This is a genomic window from Psychrobacillus sp. L3 (assembly GCF_042945595.1).
GTDB lineage: Bacteria > Bacillota > Bacilli > Bacillales_A > Planococcaceae > Psychrobacillus.
In genome coordinates this window covers 3,471,178-3,487,037 of sequence record NZ_CP168493.1, presented here as the reverse complement: position 1 = coordinate 3,487,037, position 15,860 = coordinate 3,471,178, and the positions used below count along the sequence as shown (strand labels likewise).

At 37.7% G+C, this 15,860-nt stretch carries 15 protein-coding genes; 9 read left to right on the top strand and 6 right to left on the bottom strand.

What is annotated here, in order from left to right; translation table 11 throughout:
- The first annotated feature begins 25 nt into the window (after window positions 1–25).
- Together ACEPXD_RS17415 and ACEPXD_RS17410 are read left to right on the top strand one after the other, a co-directional pair.
- Window positions 26–952, top strand: coding sequence for a manganese-dependent inorganic pyrophosphatase (locus ACEPXD_RS17415; protein WP_391117963.1), 927 nt, complete (start codon window positions 26–28; stop codon window positions 950–952).
- A 295-nt stretch (window positions 953–1,247) separates the two neighbouring features.
- On the top strand, window positions 1,248–1,952 hold the full coding sequence (locus ACEPXD_RS17410) for a DsbA family protein (RefSeq protein WP_391123339.1): 705 nt from the start codon (window positions 1,248–1,250) through the stop codon (window positions 1,950–1,952).
- Between the two features lie 40 nt (window positions 1,953–1,992).
- Here ACEPXD_RS17410 and ACEPXD_RS17405 read toward each other — a convergent pair whose 3' ends face one another.
- A complete protein-coding gene (locus ACEPXD_RS17405; protein ID WP_391117961.1) occupies window positions 1,993–2,349 on the bottom strand; it encodes a DUF2500 domain-containing protein in 357 nt (118 codons plus the stop codon).
- Between the two features lie 101 nt (window positions 2,350–2,450).
- On the opposite strand from ACEPXD_RS17405, the gene ACEPXD_RS17400 reads away from it, so the two are divergent.
- Window positions 2,451–3,986, top strand: a complete 1,536-nt coding sequence (locus ACEPXD_RS17400) for an FAD-dependent oxidoreductase (RefSeq protein WP_391117960.1) — start codon at window positions 2,451–2,453, stop codon at window positions 3,984–3,986.
- 102 nt (window positions 3,987–4,088) lie between these two features.
- Here the strand turns inward: ACEPXD_RS17400 and ACEPXD_RS17395 are convergent, their stop codons facing one another.
- The 4 genes from ACEPXD_RS17395 to ACEPXD_RS17380 form a co-directional block, all read right to left on the bottom strand.
- Window positions 4,089–4,373, bottom strand: coding sequence for a hypothetical protein (locus ACEPXD_RS17395; RefSeq protein ID WP_391117958.1), 285 nt, complete (start codon window positions 4,371–4,373; stop codon window positions 4,089–4,091).
- A 115-nt stretch (window positions 4,374–4,488) separates the two neighbouring features.
- Window positions 4,489–5,661 carry an amidohydrolase gene (locus ACEPXD_RS17390; RefSeq protein ID WP_391123336.1) on the bottom strand — a complete coding sequence of 391 codons (1,173 nt, stop codon included), beginning with the start codon at window positions 5,659–5,661 and terminating at the stop codon, window positions 4,489–4,491.
- A gap of 24 nt (window positions 5,662–5,685) precedes the next feature.
- The gene (locus ACEPXD_RS17385) at window positions 5,686–6,873 is read right to left on the bottom strand and encodes a hypothetical protein (protein ID WP_391117956.1); all 1,188 of its coding nucleotides are present in this window, start codon (window positions 6,871–6,873) and stop codon (window positions 5,686–5,688) included.
- A gap of 201 nt (window positions 6,874–7,074) precedes the next feature.
- Window positions 7,075–7,599 (bottom strand): YceI family protein, encoded by a 525-nt coding sequence (locus tag ACEPXD_RS17380; protein ID WP_391117954.1) that lies wholly within the window; start codon window positions 7,597–7,599, stop codon window positions 7,075–7,077.
- Between the two features lie 254 nt (window positions 7,600–7,853).
- Here ACEPXD_RS17380 and ACEPXD_RS17375 point away from each other — a divergent pair, with 254 nt between their 5' ends.
- The 6 genes from ACEPXD_RS17375 to ACEPXD_RS17350 all read left to right on the top strand — a co-directional run bounded on the left by ACEPXD_RS17375 (window position 7,854) and on the right by ACEPXD_RS17350 (window position 15,463).
- Window positions 7,854–8,159, top strand: coding sequence for a winged helix-turn-helix transcriptional regulator (locus ACEPXD_RS17375; RefSeq protein ID WP_151701427.1), 306 nt, complete (start codon window positions 7,854–7,856; stop codon window positions 8,157–8,159).
- 79 nt (window positions 8,160–8,238) lie between these two features.
- Window positions 8,239–9,156 carry a UDP-N-acetylmuramate dehydrogenase gene (gene murB / locus ACEPXD_RS17370; protein WP_391117952.1) on the top strand — a complete coding sequence of 306 codons (918 nt, stop codon included), beginning with the start codon at window positions 8,239–8,241 and terminating at the stop codon, window positions 9,154–9,156.
- A 124-nt stretch (window positions 9,157–9,280) separates the two neighbouring features.
- Entirely contained in the window at window positions 9,281–11,638 is a 2,358-nt protein-coding gene (locus tag ACEPXD_RS17365; protein WP_391117950.1) for a penicillin acylase family protein, read from the top strand.
- A 244-nt stretch (window positions 11,639–11,882) separates the two neighbouring features.
- Window positions 11,883–12,275, top strand: coding sequence for an ArsR/SmtB family transcription factor (locus tag ACEPXD_RS17360; RefSeq protein ID WP_391117948.1), 393 nt, complete (start codon window positions 11,883–11,885; stop codon window positions 12,273–12,275).
- Complete coding sequence (locus tag ACEPXD_RS17355) at window positions 12,238–14,337, top strand: heavy metal translocating P-type ATPase (RefSeq protein ID WP_391123333.1); 2,100 nt, start codon at window positions 12,238–12,240, stop codon at window positions 14,335–14,337. Before ACEPXD_RS17360 ends, ACEPXD_RS17355 begins: the two co-directional genes overlap by 38 nt.
- Before the next feature lie 19 nt (window positions 14,338–14,356).
- A complete protein-coding gene (locus ACEPXD_RS17350) occupies window positions 14,357–15,463 on the top strand; it encodes a GNAT family N-acetyltransferase (protein ID WP_391117947.1) in 1,107 nt (368 codons plus the stop codon).
- 28 nt (window positions 15,464–15,491) lie between these two features.
- Here ACEPXD_RS17350 and ACEPXD_RS17345 read toward each other — a convergent pair whose 3' ends face one another.
- Window positions 15,492–15,647, bottom strand: coding sequence for a lmo0937 family membrane protein (locus tag ACEPXD_RS17345; RefSeq protein ID WP_391117945.1), 156 nt, complete (start codon window positions 15,645–15,647; stop codon window positions 15,492–15,494).
- Between the last annotated feature and the right edge of the window lie 213 nt (window positions 15,648–15,860).

Genomic DNA, 15,860 nt, shown 5'->3' with positions numbered 1-15,860 from the left:
CAATTGATTTTTAGGAGGATTATTCATGGAAAAAGTATTAGTTTTTGGACATAAAAACCCTGACACAGACACAATTACATCAGCAATCGTTTATGCGCATTTAAAAAATGCAATCGGCGTAGAGGCTGAAGCAGTTCGTTTAGGGGAATTAAATAATGAAACAAAATTCGCTTTAGATAAATTTGGATTCGAAGCACCAAGATTAGTTGGAAATGTTTCGACTGAAGCGAAGAAAGTAATCTTAGTTGATCACAATGAAAAGCAACAAAGCGCAGATGGCATTGAAGAAGTACAGGTAACGGAAGTAATTGACCATCACCGTATTGCAAACTTCGAAACATCCGAGCCTTTATACTATCGTGCGGAACCAGTAGGATGCACAGCAACTATTTTAAATAAAATCTTTAAAGAAAAAGGTGTAGAGATTCCAGCAAATATTGCAGGACTAATGCTTTCTGCAATCGTTTCGGATACTTTACTATTTAAATCTCCAACATGTACGGAAGAAGACGTTGCCGCTGCACGTGAACTTGAAAAAATTGTAGGAGTAAACGCTGCAGAGTATGGACTAGCTATGCTAAAAGCAGGAGCAGATTTAAGTGATAAAAGCTTAGAAGACCTTTTATCTTTAGATGCAAAAGAATTCGGTATGGGTGAATACAAAGTAGTCATCGCACAAGTAAACGCAGTAGACGTAAATGATGTAATGGGTCGTCAAGCGGAACTAGAAGACCTAATTAATCGTGAAATTCAGGAAAAAGAATTGGATCTCTTCTTCTTCGTTGTAACAGATATTCTAAACAATGACTCAGTAGCACTGGCGCTTGGTAAAGTAGCTCTGAAAGCAGAAGCTGCATTTAATGTGACATTCCATAATAATACTGCCCTACTGAAAGGCGTAGTATCTCGTAAAAAACAAGTAGTGCCAGCATTAACTGAAGCATTAGTATAATAAAATAGAAAAAGGCTATCTTTCGAGTTGCTATTTATTCATAGCAATCTAGAGATAGCCTTTTTCCTCAGAAAATCCAGTGCTAATCTCAGAAAACGCGCCAAATCTCAGGAGATATCTGAGTATCTCAGAAAACACCGATTGAATCTCAGAAAATCTCGGAGTATCTCAGAAAACACCAGTTGAATCTCAGAAATTCTCATGAGTATCTCAGAAAATCCATATTTATACATCAATAAGCATTTAAATTGTTGAACTTCAAGGAAATCTCTACAATGAAATGGAGGTGATTATGATGAAAATTGAAGTATGGTCAGATTTTGTATGTCCTTTTTGTTATATTGGAAAACGAAGATTAGAAGAGGCTCTGGAACAAACCGGTTTTGCAAATCAAGCTGAGGTGGAATTTAAAAGTTATCAGCTAGAACCAAATACACCGAAAGTTTCAGAGAAGAGTATGTATGAAGTACTTGCTGAAAAATACGGTTCTACAGTAGAAGCTGCAAAGAATATGACTGCACAAGTCGCAGAACAGGCTAAAACAGTTGGTCTTGCATATAATTTTGATGCTATGAAACCTGCGAATACGTTAGATGCACACCGATTAGTGAAATGGGCATCTGAGCAAGGGAAAGCAAATGAAGTAAATGAGATAATGCTGCATGCTTATTTCATTGAAGCAAAAGAGATTGGTAAACATGAAGTGCTTCTTGGTTTAACCGAATCAATTGGGTTATCAATAGAAGAAGCAGAAAAAGTGTTGAATTCAGATGCGTATTTGACAGATGTTCAAGAAGATATTACTAGAGCAGGGCAAATTGGTGTACGCGGCGTACCATTTTTTGTATTGAATGATAAGTATGCAATTTCTGGTGCACAGCCTACTGAAACATTCGTTGACGCATTGAATAAGATTGCAGAGGAAGAGGGCATTTCACCGAAACTTCAGTTACTTGGAGAAGATGACAACCTTTGTACAGACGAGACATGTGATATTTAAAATAAAGTAAGCCGGCTAGGAGAAGTCCTAACTGGCTTTTTTATGTACTTCTTTCAAATGAATGAAATCTAGTACCTTGGAAAGTCAAAACTCCAAGGTCTCCCTCTGCAAGCATTCCGTATTCATGTCCACTAAGTCTGAATTCCGTGCGGTCGCCACTTTCAAATTGAAATGTTACGTAATAGGAAGTAGATGCAGCAGCATCTCCAGCTCCACCACTAGTTTTCGAACGCTTTGTTACTACTTGTGCGGGTACAGAAAGCTTAGGAGAATTATTGTTGTTATTCCATTCAGTTAATCCCTTTACAATTGCGAAGATAATAAGTCCAACTATTAAAATAAAAAATAAACCGAAAAATATAGGGATACCCCCAAAGATAAATCCGAAATTATCCATTTTAAATCCTCCTTACAAAAAAACTGTTTTTATCATATACGCAAAAGTTTGAATAAAGTTTCGTTTATAGATAGACACTAGAAGAAAAAGGAGGTAATACGATGACAGATAAAATACTACCCAATAAATCCCAATCTTATTGGCGTGCGTCAATAGATTTTCCAACGTTTCAGAAACTAAGTGAAGACGTAGAAACAGATGTCGTCATTATAGGAGCAGGACTTACGGGGATAACCGCTGCTTATATGTTGAGTGCAAGTGGACAAAAAGTGATTGTAGTAGAAGGAAGTAGAATATTAGAAGGGACAACAGGCTTTACAACGGCGAAAGTAACGGCGCAGCATGGTCCCATTTATCAACAACTGATCACTACATTTGGAGAAGTAAGTGCAAGACTATATTACGAAGCAAATACAGGCGCTAAAAATTTCATGGAAAAAACAGCGAAAGAATTAGGAATCCACTGTGATTTTGAGAAAGTAGATGCTTTTTTATATGCAGATACAGAAGATGGTGTAGATATTATAAAAAAAGAAATGGATGCCTATCAAAAGCTTGGAATAGAAGGGGCGACACTCACAAAAGAGACAGGCCTTCCGTATAAAGTAAAGGAATCACTGAAATTAGAAAACCAAGGGCAATTCCACCCGCTAAAATATGCGACAGGTCTGATGAAGAAAGCAATCGAAAATGGTGTGCAGTTTTTCGAGCAGTCGCGTGCAAAATCCATTCATTCAACGAATCTAGTGGAAATGGTGGATGGCCATGAAATACGTGCGAAGAAAATACTCGTTTGCAGTCATTTCCCTTTTAATGATGAAGATGGCCTTTATTTTACAAGAATGTATGCCGAAAGATCTTATGCGGTGGCAGCGCTTGCAGAGGAAAATTATCCAAAAGGAATATACATTAATGTAGAAAAACCAACTAGATCCATCCGAACTGCGTTGGGGATAGATGGTAAAAGGTATTTATTATTAGGTGGAGAGGGACACACTACTGGAAGATTTCAAGGCGACATGACGTCAAACTATGAGACGTTGGCAGCATTTGGACGAGAACAATTCAAAGTAAAACAATATGCATATCGTTGGTCAGCACAGGATTTAGTGACACTAGATCAGCTGCCTTACGTTGGAATTATGACATCAGGGCTTCCAGATGTATTAGTTGCAACTGGCTATGCAAAATGGGGAATGACAAATAGTACAGTAGCCGCTAGAATAATGGCTGATAATGTCCTAGGAAAAGAAAATCGTTTTGCAGATCTTTATAATCCGATCCGTTCGAAAATGAAAAAAGAAGATATCAAAAGTTTGGCTAAGTTTAACGCAAGCGTTGCAAAAGAACTCGTCAAAGGAAAGACCGAAAAAATTGATGTCCTCTTTAAAGATTTAGAGCTTGGAAAAGGGGATATTGTAAATCTTGATGGCAAAAAAGTAGGTGCATTCAAAGACGTGACAGGTCAAGTATACTTAGTGAAACCGGTATGTACACATCTTGGATGCGATGTCGTATTCAACGCCGCCGAATGTTCATGGGACTGTCCATGTCATGGTTCCAGGTACACTTTTACTGGTGAAGTGTTGGAAGGGCCAGCGTACGAGCCGTTGGAGAAAATAGAATATGTGGAATGAGAAGAGCCTAGAAAGAAATCTATAGGCAGACAAGCAATCCGCCTAATGACCATAAATACACATTAAAAAGTAATCGTGCGGAATGAAATCTGCACGATTGTCCTAAGAAGATATTGGATTTTTCTCACTTAAAGCCTTTTTTTGTAAATCCAAAATAAGCGGATCCGATGATGTTTCCAGTAAATTTGCTTGTTTTTGCTGCAAGTCTAGTCGCATCTTTTCTGTTTCGATTAAAAATGTATTATATTTGAGTTTTTCTAGCTCGATTTCATCTTTTACAATTTGTGCCCTTGCTTTATACGATTTTCGTAAATGAGTAGTCCATATTGCAGAAAGTGGTATAGAAAAAATCATCACTACAGCTACTAACCCTACAAATTCTCCCATCTAAAATCCCTCCTAATGCATTTTCTTAAGTATATACGAAATTGATAGAGGATAGTTTCAAAATTGAAAAAACTACTCTAAATAATTTAAGAGTAGTTTTTGTTGGAAAAGCAGATTATTTATTCAAATATGCCCAAGCATACTGTGCATATAATTCCGCACCAGTAACAAGTGCGTCCTCGTCGATATCGAAATTTCCGTGATGATGAGCCCATTCTGTATCTTTTTCAGGATTTCCACTTCCTATAAGGGCAAAGCTTCCAGGAGCTTTTGTTAGGAATGCAGAGAAGTCTTCTCCACCCATTGTTGGTTTTTCGTTAAAGAGAACATCTGAACCAAATGCTTCCGCAGCCACTTGTTGCACAAGCTTTGCGCTTTTTTCGTCATTGTCAACTGCATCCGTACCACGAATGTATTCCACATCTGCAGTAGCGCCGTAAATAGCAGCAACGCTATCGGCATATTCCGTAATACTTTTTTCAATATGATCTCGTGTATCGGGATGGAACGTACGAACGGTTCCTTCGATTTCCGCATTTTCCGCAATAACATTAAATCTTGTTCCAACCACCATTTTCCCAACGGTTAAAACAGCGGGGCTTTGCGGATCAATTGTTCGAGAAATAACCGTTTGCACATTCATAACGAAAGAAGAAGCAACGATAGCCGCGTCAATGCAAGCCTCTGGAATAGCGCCATGTCCACCGCGTCCTTTGAACTTCACTTTGAAAATATCTGCAGCAGCAAATGATGGTCCTGGTGTACAGGAAACTTTATGAGTTGGCATTTGAGACCAAATGTGAATGCCAAATACATTGTCTACGCCATCCATCGCACCTTGGGCTACCATTGCTTTAGCACCTGCAGCAGCTTCTTCCGCTGGTTGAAATAAGAAGCGAACATTACCTGGAAGTTGGTCTTTTATTTCGGATAATGCTTTTGCCGCAATTAGTAACATGGAAGTATGTGCATCATGTCCACATGCATGCATTTTTCCTTCCTCTTTTGATACATAAGGCACATGCGTATTAAGTTGTTGAACAGGAAGTGCATCCATATCCCCGCGAAGTGCAACCGTTTTACCACCTGGAGCTCCTTGGATTTCGGCAATAACTCCTGTAGGTTCTGTTTTTCTATAGGAGATACCTAATTTGTCTAAGTAATCGCAAACAAATGCAGTCGTTTTAAATTCTTCAAATGATAGCTCTGGTTCACTATGTAATTTACGACGTAGTGCGGTTAACTCTTCCTTATTAGTTGTTACCGATTGTTTAATTGTTTGATTTATCATAGTTCATTTCCCTCCTAGTTTTTATAAGAACCCTACAAATATACCGGCTAGAATAACAGACACAATTGTTACACTAATGAATCCTCCAACTAGCATCGATGGTAGCATATGATCCGTTAACACTTTTCTTTCCTTCTCATCTTGCGTTAATGAATTAATAACCTCATTTGTAATAATGTAATCTGCTGGAAATCCATAAAGTGCAGTTAACGATATAGCAAATGCCATATGTTTACTCACTTTTAGCACTTTTCCTATGATGAATGAGAAGATGTACATCCCAATCACACCTAAAATAATCGTTCCGACAAGCGGATATAGAATTTCCATAATCATCGAAGGGGTTGCTTTTTTCAACGCATCGAAAACAAACAACATTAAGACCATAATACATAAGCCAAAACCATTTGCTTTTTGTAATACCTGGCGCTCTAAGAAGCCAACACTTGCTGCAATAATTCCAAACAATAAACAAAGAACATACGGGCTAACCGTTAAGATTGGCGCAAGTAATGTAGAAACTAGATATGCCAGGAAGCCGACAAAAGCTAAACGGAAAAATTTAAAATAACTTGTGTTATATTTAGCCGGCATTTTACGGAACATTTTAAGTTCTTCTTCAGGTTCTTCCGAAGAAGTAGTAGCTTGTCCAGTGGTAATCAGTTCACCATTGCGCAACTTTTTAAGAAGCATTTTCCCCTCTTTTTTGAGTGCAATGGAAGTTAGTGGATACCCGGCGAATCCTTGCATGACATAAATAACGATGGCGAATACAGATAATGTAGTCAGCCCTGCATTTGCAGCTCCATCTGACATAATCAAAGCAGAAACTAATCCACCAACAAGTGGAGGGATAGCAACAATGACTGTTTGAAAATCAAATAAAAATGTTCCAATTCCTAGAAGAGCAACAATTATTCCTAAAATTCCACTGATGGAGATTAGAATCGTCTTCCATTGTTCTTTTAATTGTTTAATAGAAAGCAAAGTACCCATATTCGTAATGAGTAGGTAAATCATCATTGTAGCTACAACAGGTGGAACTCCCGCAGTAGAAACAATTTCTTGTGGAAAGAATGTCCAGTAGCCAATGATGAAAAGGATAGCAGATACAAAAACGGATGGAATCCAAGCCTTTGTACGGGTAGAAACAAGATCTCCGATAAAGAGAATCGCAATAACGATAGTTAACGCAAGCATTTGAGACATAATAGTCTCTCCTTTCTGACAATAAAGAATAATCCATATAATAACACGATTTTTATGCGTTATAAAGTATATAATATATTTCAGAATAATAAGTTTTATTGAAATAGAAATATAAATGTCTTTTTATAAATAGAATTAATTTTTCGCAATAAGAAAAGCTATCCTGAAAATCAGGATAGCTTTAAGAGGACAAAAAAATTATTAAGCTGGGTTTAATTCAAGATCTACAGAGATTTTGATGTCTTCGCCTACTAGAACGCCACCAGTTTCAAGGGCTTGGTTCCAAACTAAGCCAAATTCTTTACGATTTAACTTTGTTTCAGCAGAGAATGCTACAACTTCTTGGCCCCATGGATTAGTACCTTTACCGCCATATTCTACTTCGAAAGTTACAGGTTTTGTTACGTCTTTAATTGTGATATCGCCAGTTACATGGTATTCACCATCGTCTGTTTTTTTGATGTTAGTAGCCACAAATTTGATGCTTGGGAAAGTTTCTGTGTCAAAGAAGTCAGCAGAACGTAAGTGGTTATCACGATCTTCGCTGTTTGTAGTAATAGATTTTACATCGATATCAAAGCTAATAGTAGCTCCATTTAAGTCTTCGGCATTACCTTCTAAATTAGCTGTAAAGTTTGTAAAAGACCCTTTTACTTTTGAAACCATCATGTGTTTTACAGAAAAATCGATACTAGAGTGAGCAGCGTCAAGATTAAATTTTGTCATTTTTAATTTCCTCCTAAAATAAGTTTTGTTTTTAAAAGTATAAAACATATTCATCTTGAAATCAAGATGTTTTAATTCGAAATAAATAAAAGACTCTTTATAAATTAATACCCTTTTTGATAAAGTAAAAACTTATACTTACTTTATGTAACTAACTATATATTTATACCATACTTACGTTAAGTAATTAAATTACTTTGGTTTTACAAAACAATTATAAGGGAATATAATAGAACGAAATAGAGGTGAATCAAATGAAAGAAATGTTATTATGCCCACGTTTAGCGAAGGCAATGGAATTGATCGGAAAAAGGTGGACGGCATTAATTATTTATCAATTAATGGATGGAGCGAAACGATTTAATGAAATTGAGTCGTCTCTACCTATAAGTGGTCGATTACTTTCAGAACGTTTAAAAGAGCTTGAAAAAGAAGGTATAGTAGATAGAAACGTATTTTCAGAAGTCCCAGTTCGAGTGGAGTACAACTTAACAGACAAGGGTCATGCGCTAAAAGATGTAGTTGGTGGGATTGAATCTTGGTCTAAAGAATGGTTGTAACAATATAGCTTGATAAATTAGGTGCGAGAACGCATACTATGTAAAGATATAAGGTTAATGAAGAAAGGATTGTCACTTTTTGACTAAACAACAATGGTTTCAAGATTTAATTACACAATTAGATCCTAGCAATGTAAAAATAGATGAAGCATTGAACTTGCATACAATGACACGTATGGGTGGAGTTGCGGACTTATTTGTCACGCCTGAAACGGAAGACCAAGCTGCATTCGTTGTGCAATATGCGTATGAAAATGACATACCATTATTGCTACTAGGAAACGGCTCTAATATGGTCGTTCGCGATGGTGGCGTTCGTGGCATCGTACTACGCTTAGAAAACTTAGATAAGATCACGATAGATGGCAACAAAGTAATAGCGGAAAGCGGAGCAGATATTATCGACGTCTCAAGAGCTGTAGCAAAAGAATCCTTGACTGGCTTAGAGTTTGCTTGTGGTATCCCGGGATCTATCGGTGGTGCAATGGCCATGAATGCTGGTGCATACGGTGGAGAAGTGCAGGATGTAATCGTTCAATGTACTGTGCTTACACCAAGTGGAGAAAAGCTCGTTCTTTCCAAGGAAGCATTAGAACTGGGTTACAGAAAAAGTGTTATTACAAAAAAAGGTTACTATGTTCTTTCAGCAGAGTTTGAATTGCAGCCTGGTAATCAAGAAGAGATCGATGCAAAAATTGCGGATTTAACATTTCAACGCGAATCCAAGCAACCATTAGAATACCCATCTGCAGGTAGTGTATTCAAACGTCCCCCAGGTTATTTTGCAGGGAAATTAATCCAAGATAGCGGGTTACAAGGAAAAGGCTTTGGTGGAGCTGAAGTATCGACAAAGCATGCAGGGTTTATAGTCAATAAAAACAATGCAACTGCTACAGATTATATAAGCACGATTGAAATGGTGAAAAAAGCAGTGAAAGAAAACTTCGATGTTGAGCTAGAATTAGAAGTGAAAATCGTTGGTGAGAATCAATCATAATATATTAAAAGACCTCTGAATATATTAGTATTCAGAGGTCTTTTTTATGTTCACTTATCCATCAAATGGAAGGTAATTATACGTACATGTCGAATAGTGTAAAGAACTATGAGGGGGTTTGACTGTGAAAAAAGGGTGGAAAATAGTTGCATGGATTTTGGGGATTATCCTTGCGATATGTGTTGTTGCGGTTATTGGTTTGAATATGTATTTATCTAACTCAAAGCCAATTATTAAGGGAAGTCTTACTTTAAATGCACTAGATGCGGATGTGAAAGTTGTACGGGATGAATATGGGGTGCCTCATATAAAAGCTACATCAGATGCAGATTTATATCGTGCGCAAGGGTTTGTACAGGCACAGGATAGGCTATTTCAAATGGATTTGGCTAGAAGACAAGCTAGTGGAAAATTATCGGAAGTTGTTGGGGAAGCAGCGGTAAATACGGATAAATTTTTCCGGACGTTTAGCTTAAGAGATGCTGCCGAGAGATCATATGATGGCTATAATGTAGAGGCAAAAGAAGTATTGAAACGGTATGCAGAAGGGGTAAATGAATTTATAGCGTTCGCTAAAAAGGATGGAGAGTTAAGCTATGAATTCAAATTACTCGGTTATGAGCCAGAAGAGTGGACACCCATTGATTCATTAACCATAGGGAAGTATATGGCGTATGACTTAGGGGGCAATTGGTCTTCTTTAGCAATTAGGCATTGGGCATTAAATGTATTGGGAGAAGATAAAGCAAAAGAATTATTCATCAAATATCCTGAGGGAGCTCCAGCGATAGTTGAAGCTAATTTAAATAATCGTGTCAATGTAAGTGGCTACTTTGATGCTTCCGTTTTGCCAAAAGAGTTTAATGGAAGTAATAATTGGGTCGTAAGTGGTGAGAAGACGGAAAGTGGACTGCCTCTCCTAGCGGATGATCCGCATTTAGGGTTGAGTACACCATCTATTTGGTATCAAATGCATTTAGAATCACCAAAACAAAATGTGAGTGGCGTTATTTTCGCTGGAATTCCAGGAATTATTTTAGGACATAATGAAGATGTTGCATGGGGTGTGACGAATGTTGGTCCAGACGTGCAGGATTTATATATCGAAACTCCGAATCCGGATGATCGCACACAGTTTTTATATGATGGGAAATGGGAGCAAGCAAAAGTACGAAATGAGCCGATTAAAGTAAAAGGGCATCAGGATGTCCCGTTCGAAGTAGTTGTCACTCGTAATGGGCCAATTATTTCAGATGTGTTATTCAAGGAAGAAGAAGCGTCAGCCTTGTTTTCAATGCAGTGGACCGCACTTGAGCAAACACTTGAGTTGCAAGCCATTTTGAAAATGAATAAGTCGTCTAACTGGGATGAGTTTGAAGTTGCTTTGGAAGATTTCCATGCACCAGCGCAAAACTTTGTATTTGCAGCAAAAGATGGAACGATTGCATATAAAGCGAACGGCCGAATACCCATTCGCAAGTCGGGTGATGGCCAATTGCCTGTACCAGGCGATTCTGCCCAATATGGTTGGAAAGGGTATGTTCCTTATAATGAGCTTCCCACTGTTGTGAATCCAAAGGAAGGTTTTATTGCTACTGCGAATAATCAAGTGATAGATGAGTCATACCCTTATCATATTACCGACTTTTGGGCGCAATCTTACCGATATGAACGAATTGCGGAAGTGTTAGAAAGTAAATCTAATTTAACAAAGGAAGATATGATGAACTTGCAAATGGATCAAACGAATTTATATGCAAGAGAGTTTTTAACAGAGATGCTCGGTTCCGTGGAAAAGTTAGATAGAAACGCAGAGTATAAAAATATCATTACTTTATTAACCGATTGGGATCAAGTAGATGATAAGGACCAAGTAGCTCCACTCGTATTTCACAAATGGATAAAAGAGCTACCGAATGTTTTATTGGAGGATGAGATGCCAGAAGATATTTACGACATGTTCCCAGGGAAGGGAAATATCTCCGATCAGTTTCTTCGAAAAGGTTATAAAGATGAAGCAAGTACTTGGCTAGATGAATATGGTGGAGTCGACAAATGGGTGTACGACTCGTTCGTGAAAGCAATCTCAGATATAAAAGACGAATTTGGAGCGAATGAAAAAAAGTGGAAATGGGGAGACTTTCACCAACTGACTTTTGATCATCCACTTTCAGGAGCATCACCAATTTTAGCCTATTTATTAAATCCGAAATCTGTGCCTATTGGTGGGTCAAATATTACTGTTCAAGCTGCTGCTTTTGGAGATGACGGTAGAGTAGATCACGGAGCTTCGTGGCGATTCGTCGCTGATTTGGCTGATTTATCGCAGGCATACCATATCGTTGGACCTGGTCAAGTTGGACATGTGAAATCGAAGTGGTATCACGATCAAGTGATGGACTGGGCAGAAGGTAACTATCATACGACCCTTATGGATGGTGCAATAAATAATGGGTCTGAATTAATATTAAAAGCTGAATAAGTTTCAAAATGACGGCCACTTTATGCAGAAGTGGTCGTTTTTGTGCTGAGAAAGTGCCATCCGGTAAGAGGTTCTGTTTATCCGGTCAGAAAATATTCTATCCGGTCAGAAAATTATTTATGCGGTCAAAAACAAAGCATAAAACAACTACATTCAAATAATGGTTTGAATGTCCTTGCGTTTCGAATAGTTTGAACATATAATGAAAATAACAATCAAACGATTATTTGAATGAGGTGAGAACGTGCAGACGAAGGATATATGTGAAGTAACGAGAGTGCACGAAGACGTTGTACTTTCCGTAAAAAAGAAACTGCCAGATGTTACAAAGGTAGCACTGATTTTTAAAGCATTAGCAGATGAAACAAGATTAAAAATTGCGTATGCGCTCACAATTGAAGAAGAGCTTTGTGTGTGTGATGTAAGTGAAATTATTGAATCTTCTACAGCAACCGCATCGCATCATTTACGATTTTTACGCGATTTATCTCTTGCAAAATCACGTCGCAAAGGAAAATTAGTTTATTATTCATTAGCTGATCATCATGTAAACGAGTTAGTTAAAATTGCGTATGAACATGCAGTAGAAGAGGGTGAGAATATTGGACACAGCAGCCAAAAAAGAATATCGACTTGAAAATCTAACCTGTGCCAACTGTGCACTGAAATTTGAAAACAATATAAAAAATTTACCTGAAGTAAAGAATGCAAATGTGAACTTCGGGGCATCCAAAGTTTCAGTCATTGGAAACGTCACAATTGAGGAAATCGAAAAAGCGGGAGCATTTGATGGCATTAAAGTGGTACCGGTCAAGCAACGCCAACAAGAGAAGATTCCTTTTTTCAAGAGAAAAGAAAATGTGTTAACAGCTATTTCTTTTATATTTTTAGTAATCGGAATTATCGCATCCTATTTATATGAAGAAATGCATCCAGTTGCGATTGGATTATTCGTTATTTCCATAGCTATTGGTGGCTACAATTTATTTAAAGGTGGACTGATAAACCTATCTCGCTTTTATTTTGATATGAAGACACTTATGACGATTGCAATTATTGGAGCCGCAATTATCGGTGAATGGCGAGAAGGAGCAGTTGTTGTCTTTTTGTTCGCTGTAAGTGAGGCGCTAGAAGCATACTCCATGAATAAAGCACGTCAATCGATCAGTCAGTTAATGGATATAGCTCCTCCAATTGCAACGATTCGTCGAGGAAACCAATTAGTAGAAGTAGACACTGAATTTATTCAAATAAATGACACGCTAATTGTGAAACCAGGGCAAAAAATTGCGATGGATGGTATTGTGTTAAAAGGGACTTCTGCTGTTAATCAAGCTTCTATTACAGGAGAAGCGGTCCCAGTTATGAAAACAATTGGCGACGAAGTGTTTGCTGGTACGTTAAATGAAGAAGGATCTTTGGAAGTACAAGTAACGAAAAGAGTAGAAGACACAACAATAGCAAAGATTATTCATTTAGTTGAAGAAGCGCAAGCTGAAAAAGCACCTTCGCAAAAGTTTGTCGATAAATTTGCGAAATATTATACGCCTGCAATAATTGCAATAGCTTTTCTAGTAGCAATTGTTCCTCCATTATTCGGAGCTGATTGGCAAACATGGATTTACCAAGGGCTTGCAGTACTAGTTGTAGGTTGTCCTTGTGCTTTAGTTGTATCAACGCCAGTAGCAATCGTAACAGCAATCGGAAACGCTGCAAAGCAAGGGGTACTCATTAAAGGTGGCATTCACTTAGAAGAAATTGGTCGACTTCAAGCAATTGCTTTTGATAAAACGGGTACTTTAACAAAAGGATATCCGGAAGTTATGCTTGTGGAGTCTGAATCCACCAATGATTTTATTCAAAAAGTCATGTCTATTGAAACGTATTCACAACATCCACTTGCGCAAGCGATTGTGAAATATGGATCGAAAGAACATATTCAAACTGTTGAAATAGAAGGATTTCAGTCTGTCACTGGTAAAGGGGCAGAAGGAATTATAGGTGGTAAAAAATGGTCAGTGGGTAGTGTTTCTTGGATTACTTCTTTAAGCGTCGTTTCGAGTGAACTGATTGAAAAAATTGAACTACTGCAATCAGAAGGAAATACAGTGATGCTTGCTGCAGAAGAAGGAGTTTATAAAGGATTTATAGCAGTGGCAGATCCAATTCGTTCAACGAGCAGTAAAGTATTACAAGATCTCAAAAATGCAGGTATTAAACACACCGTCATGCTTACTGGAGACGACGCACGAACTGCACATGCCATTGCGGTTAAACTAGGAATGACAGATGTAGAAGCAGGGTTAATGCCCGAACAAAAACTTTCGGCCATTAAAGTGTTGAAAGAAAAATATGGTGCAGTAGCAATGGTAGGGGACGGAGTGAATGATGCACCGGCACTTGCGGCTTCCACTGTTGGAATCGCAATGGGTGGAGCAGGAACGGACGCTGCACTTGAAACTGCAGATGTTGCGTTAATGGCAGATGATTTAGAGAAACTTCCATATACGATTCGATTAAGTCGAAAAGCATTGCATATAATTAAAGAAAATATTATGTTTGCATTAGGGTTAAAAATCATCGCGCTTTTACTCATCATTCCGGGATGGTTAACGTTATGGATTGCCATCTTTGCAGATATGGGAGCGACATTACTAGTAGTGTTGAATTCTTTGCGACTATTAAAAATGCATAAGTAGTACGTTTGGGGGAAAGAAAATGAAGCTTACAGAGTGGACGATGGAGGAGCAAGAGCAACTCATCCATTTCATGACGACTAATACATGGCCATATCATGGAAATTCACATCCAGCCAGAGAGTTAATTGAAAAGACGATTGAAGAAGGCGGATATCAATCCGACGAAGTGAAGACTTTTTGGGTTGAAAATGAAGAGAATGAACAAGTAGGAATTGTTAAAATTTACGATTTACAAGATGAGATTCCTTTATTTGATTTACGAATTGCAGATGAATCGCGTGGAAGAGGATATGGTCCACGTGCTTTGAAAATGGTTGCAGAATACATTTTCCAATTACCTGAAGTGAAAATTCGCTTAGAAGGCCATACAAGACAGGATAATTTTGCGATGCGAAAAACGTTTGAACGGGCTGGATTTGTGAAAGAGGCTCAGTTACGTCAAGCATGGTTTTCTCCAAAAGAAGAATCGTACTATGATGCAGTAACCTACGGCATGACAAGGGATGATTTTTTAAAGGGAACTGCTACACCTGTTATTTGGGACGATGGTTTCAATAATGATACGAAAAAAGATGAGTTAAACTCTTTTTCGGAGGAGTTTTATACGGAACGGCTTCTTATTCGAGCGCCGAGGTTAGAAGATGCACCAAAAGTTTGGGAAACGGTTATTGGATCGCATGAAGCATTAAAAGAGTGGATGCCGTGGGCTCAAAACATGCAAACATTGGAACAGACGACAACTAATATACGTCAAGGTATGGCCGATTTTATTACACGAAAGAATCTACGACTTTATTTATTTTTAAGAGAAACAGGTGAATTCGTCGGGGTTTCCGAATTACATCATATAGATTGGGATGTTCGAAAATTTGAAATTGGCTATTGGATTGATCACAAATTTGAAGGAAAAGGGTTAATGACAGAAGCCTGCGAACGTATTACACAATTTGCTTTGGAGGAATTACATGCGAATCGTGTGGAAATTCGTTGTGATAGTGAAAATGTAAGAAGTCGCTCCGTAGCGGAAAGACTTGGCTATTTATTGGAGGGTACACTTCATAAAGATTCTCTCTCAGCTGATGGAAAAAGATTAAGGGATACATGTATTTATGCAAAAATAAAATGAGGGATTGCTTATTAGGCAACCCCTCATTTTAGACAGATCTTCTTCCTGTAACAAGTTGGATGATAAAAATAATCACGGCAATAACTAATAATGCGTGAATAAGGCCTCCACCAATTTTTAATACTAAACCGAGTAACCAAAATACAATCAGTATAACAATAATGACCCATAAAATTTTCCCCATCTAATGTCATCCTTTCTTAACGATCATGTGGTTATTAAAATTTTACCCTTTAGGATGAATTATTAAACATTCGGCATTATTAATTGCACTTATGCACAAAGTCCTTATTACTTTTGGTGTATATCAATGGAATTTATTAAAAACCATATTATTGAAATAATATAGATCTTTTGGTTTGTTGTTGTGATTTTAAACTCCATCTTTTTTTTAGTA

Coding starts and splice junctions, on each gene's coding strand:
- ACEPXD_RS17395 (WP_391117958.1), bottom strand. CDS start 4,373: ATGGGAGAATTTGTAGGGTTAGTAGCTGTAGTGATGATTTTTTCTATA.
- ACEPXD_RS17415 (WP_391117963.1), top strand. CDS start 26: ATGGAAAAAGTATTAGTTTTTGGACATAAAAACCCTGACACAGACACA.
- ACEPXD_RS17405 (WP_391117961.1), bottom strand. CDS start 2,349: ATGGATAATTTCGGATTTATCTTTGGGGGTATCCCTATATTTTTCGGT.
- ACEPXD_RS17380 (WP_391117954.1), bottom strand. CDS start 7,599: ATGACAAAATTTAATCTTGACGCTGCTCACTCTAGTATCGATTTTTCT.
- ACEPXD_RS17385 (WP_391117956.1), bottom strand. CDS start 6,873: ATGTCTCAAATGCTTGCGTTAACTATCGTTATTGCGATTCTCTTTATC.
- ACEPXD_RS17345 (WP_391117945.1), bottom strand. CDS start 15,647: ATGGGGAAAATTTTATGGGTCATTATTGTTATACTGATTGTATTTTGG.
- ACEPXD_RS17350 (WP_391117947.1), top strand. CDS start 14,357: ATGAAGCTTACAGAGTGGACGATGGAGGAGCAAGAGCAACTCATCCAT.
- ACEPXD_RS17400 (WP_391117960.1), top strand. CDS start 2,451: ATGACAGATAAAATACTACCCAATAAATCCCAATCTTATTGGCGTGCG.
- ACEPXD_RS17375 (WP_151701427.1), top strand. CDS start 7,854: ATGAAAGAAATGTTATTATGCCCACGTTTAGCGAAGGCAATGGAATTG.
- ACEPXD_RS17410 (WP_391123339.1), top strand. CDS start 1,248: ATGAAAATTGAAGTATGGTCAGATTTTGTATGTCCTTTTTGTTATATT.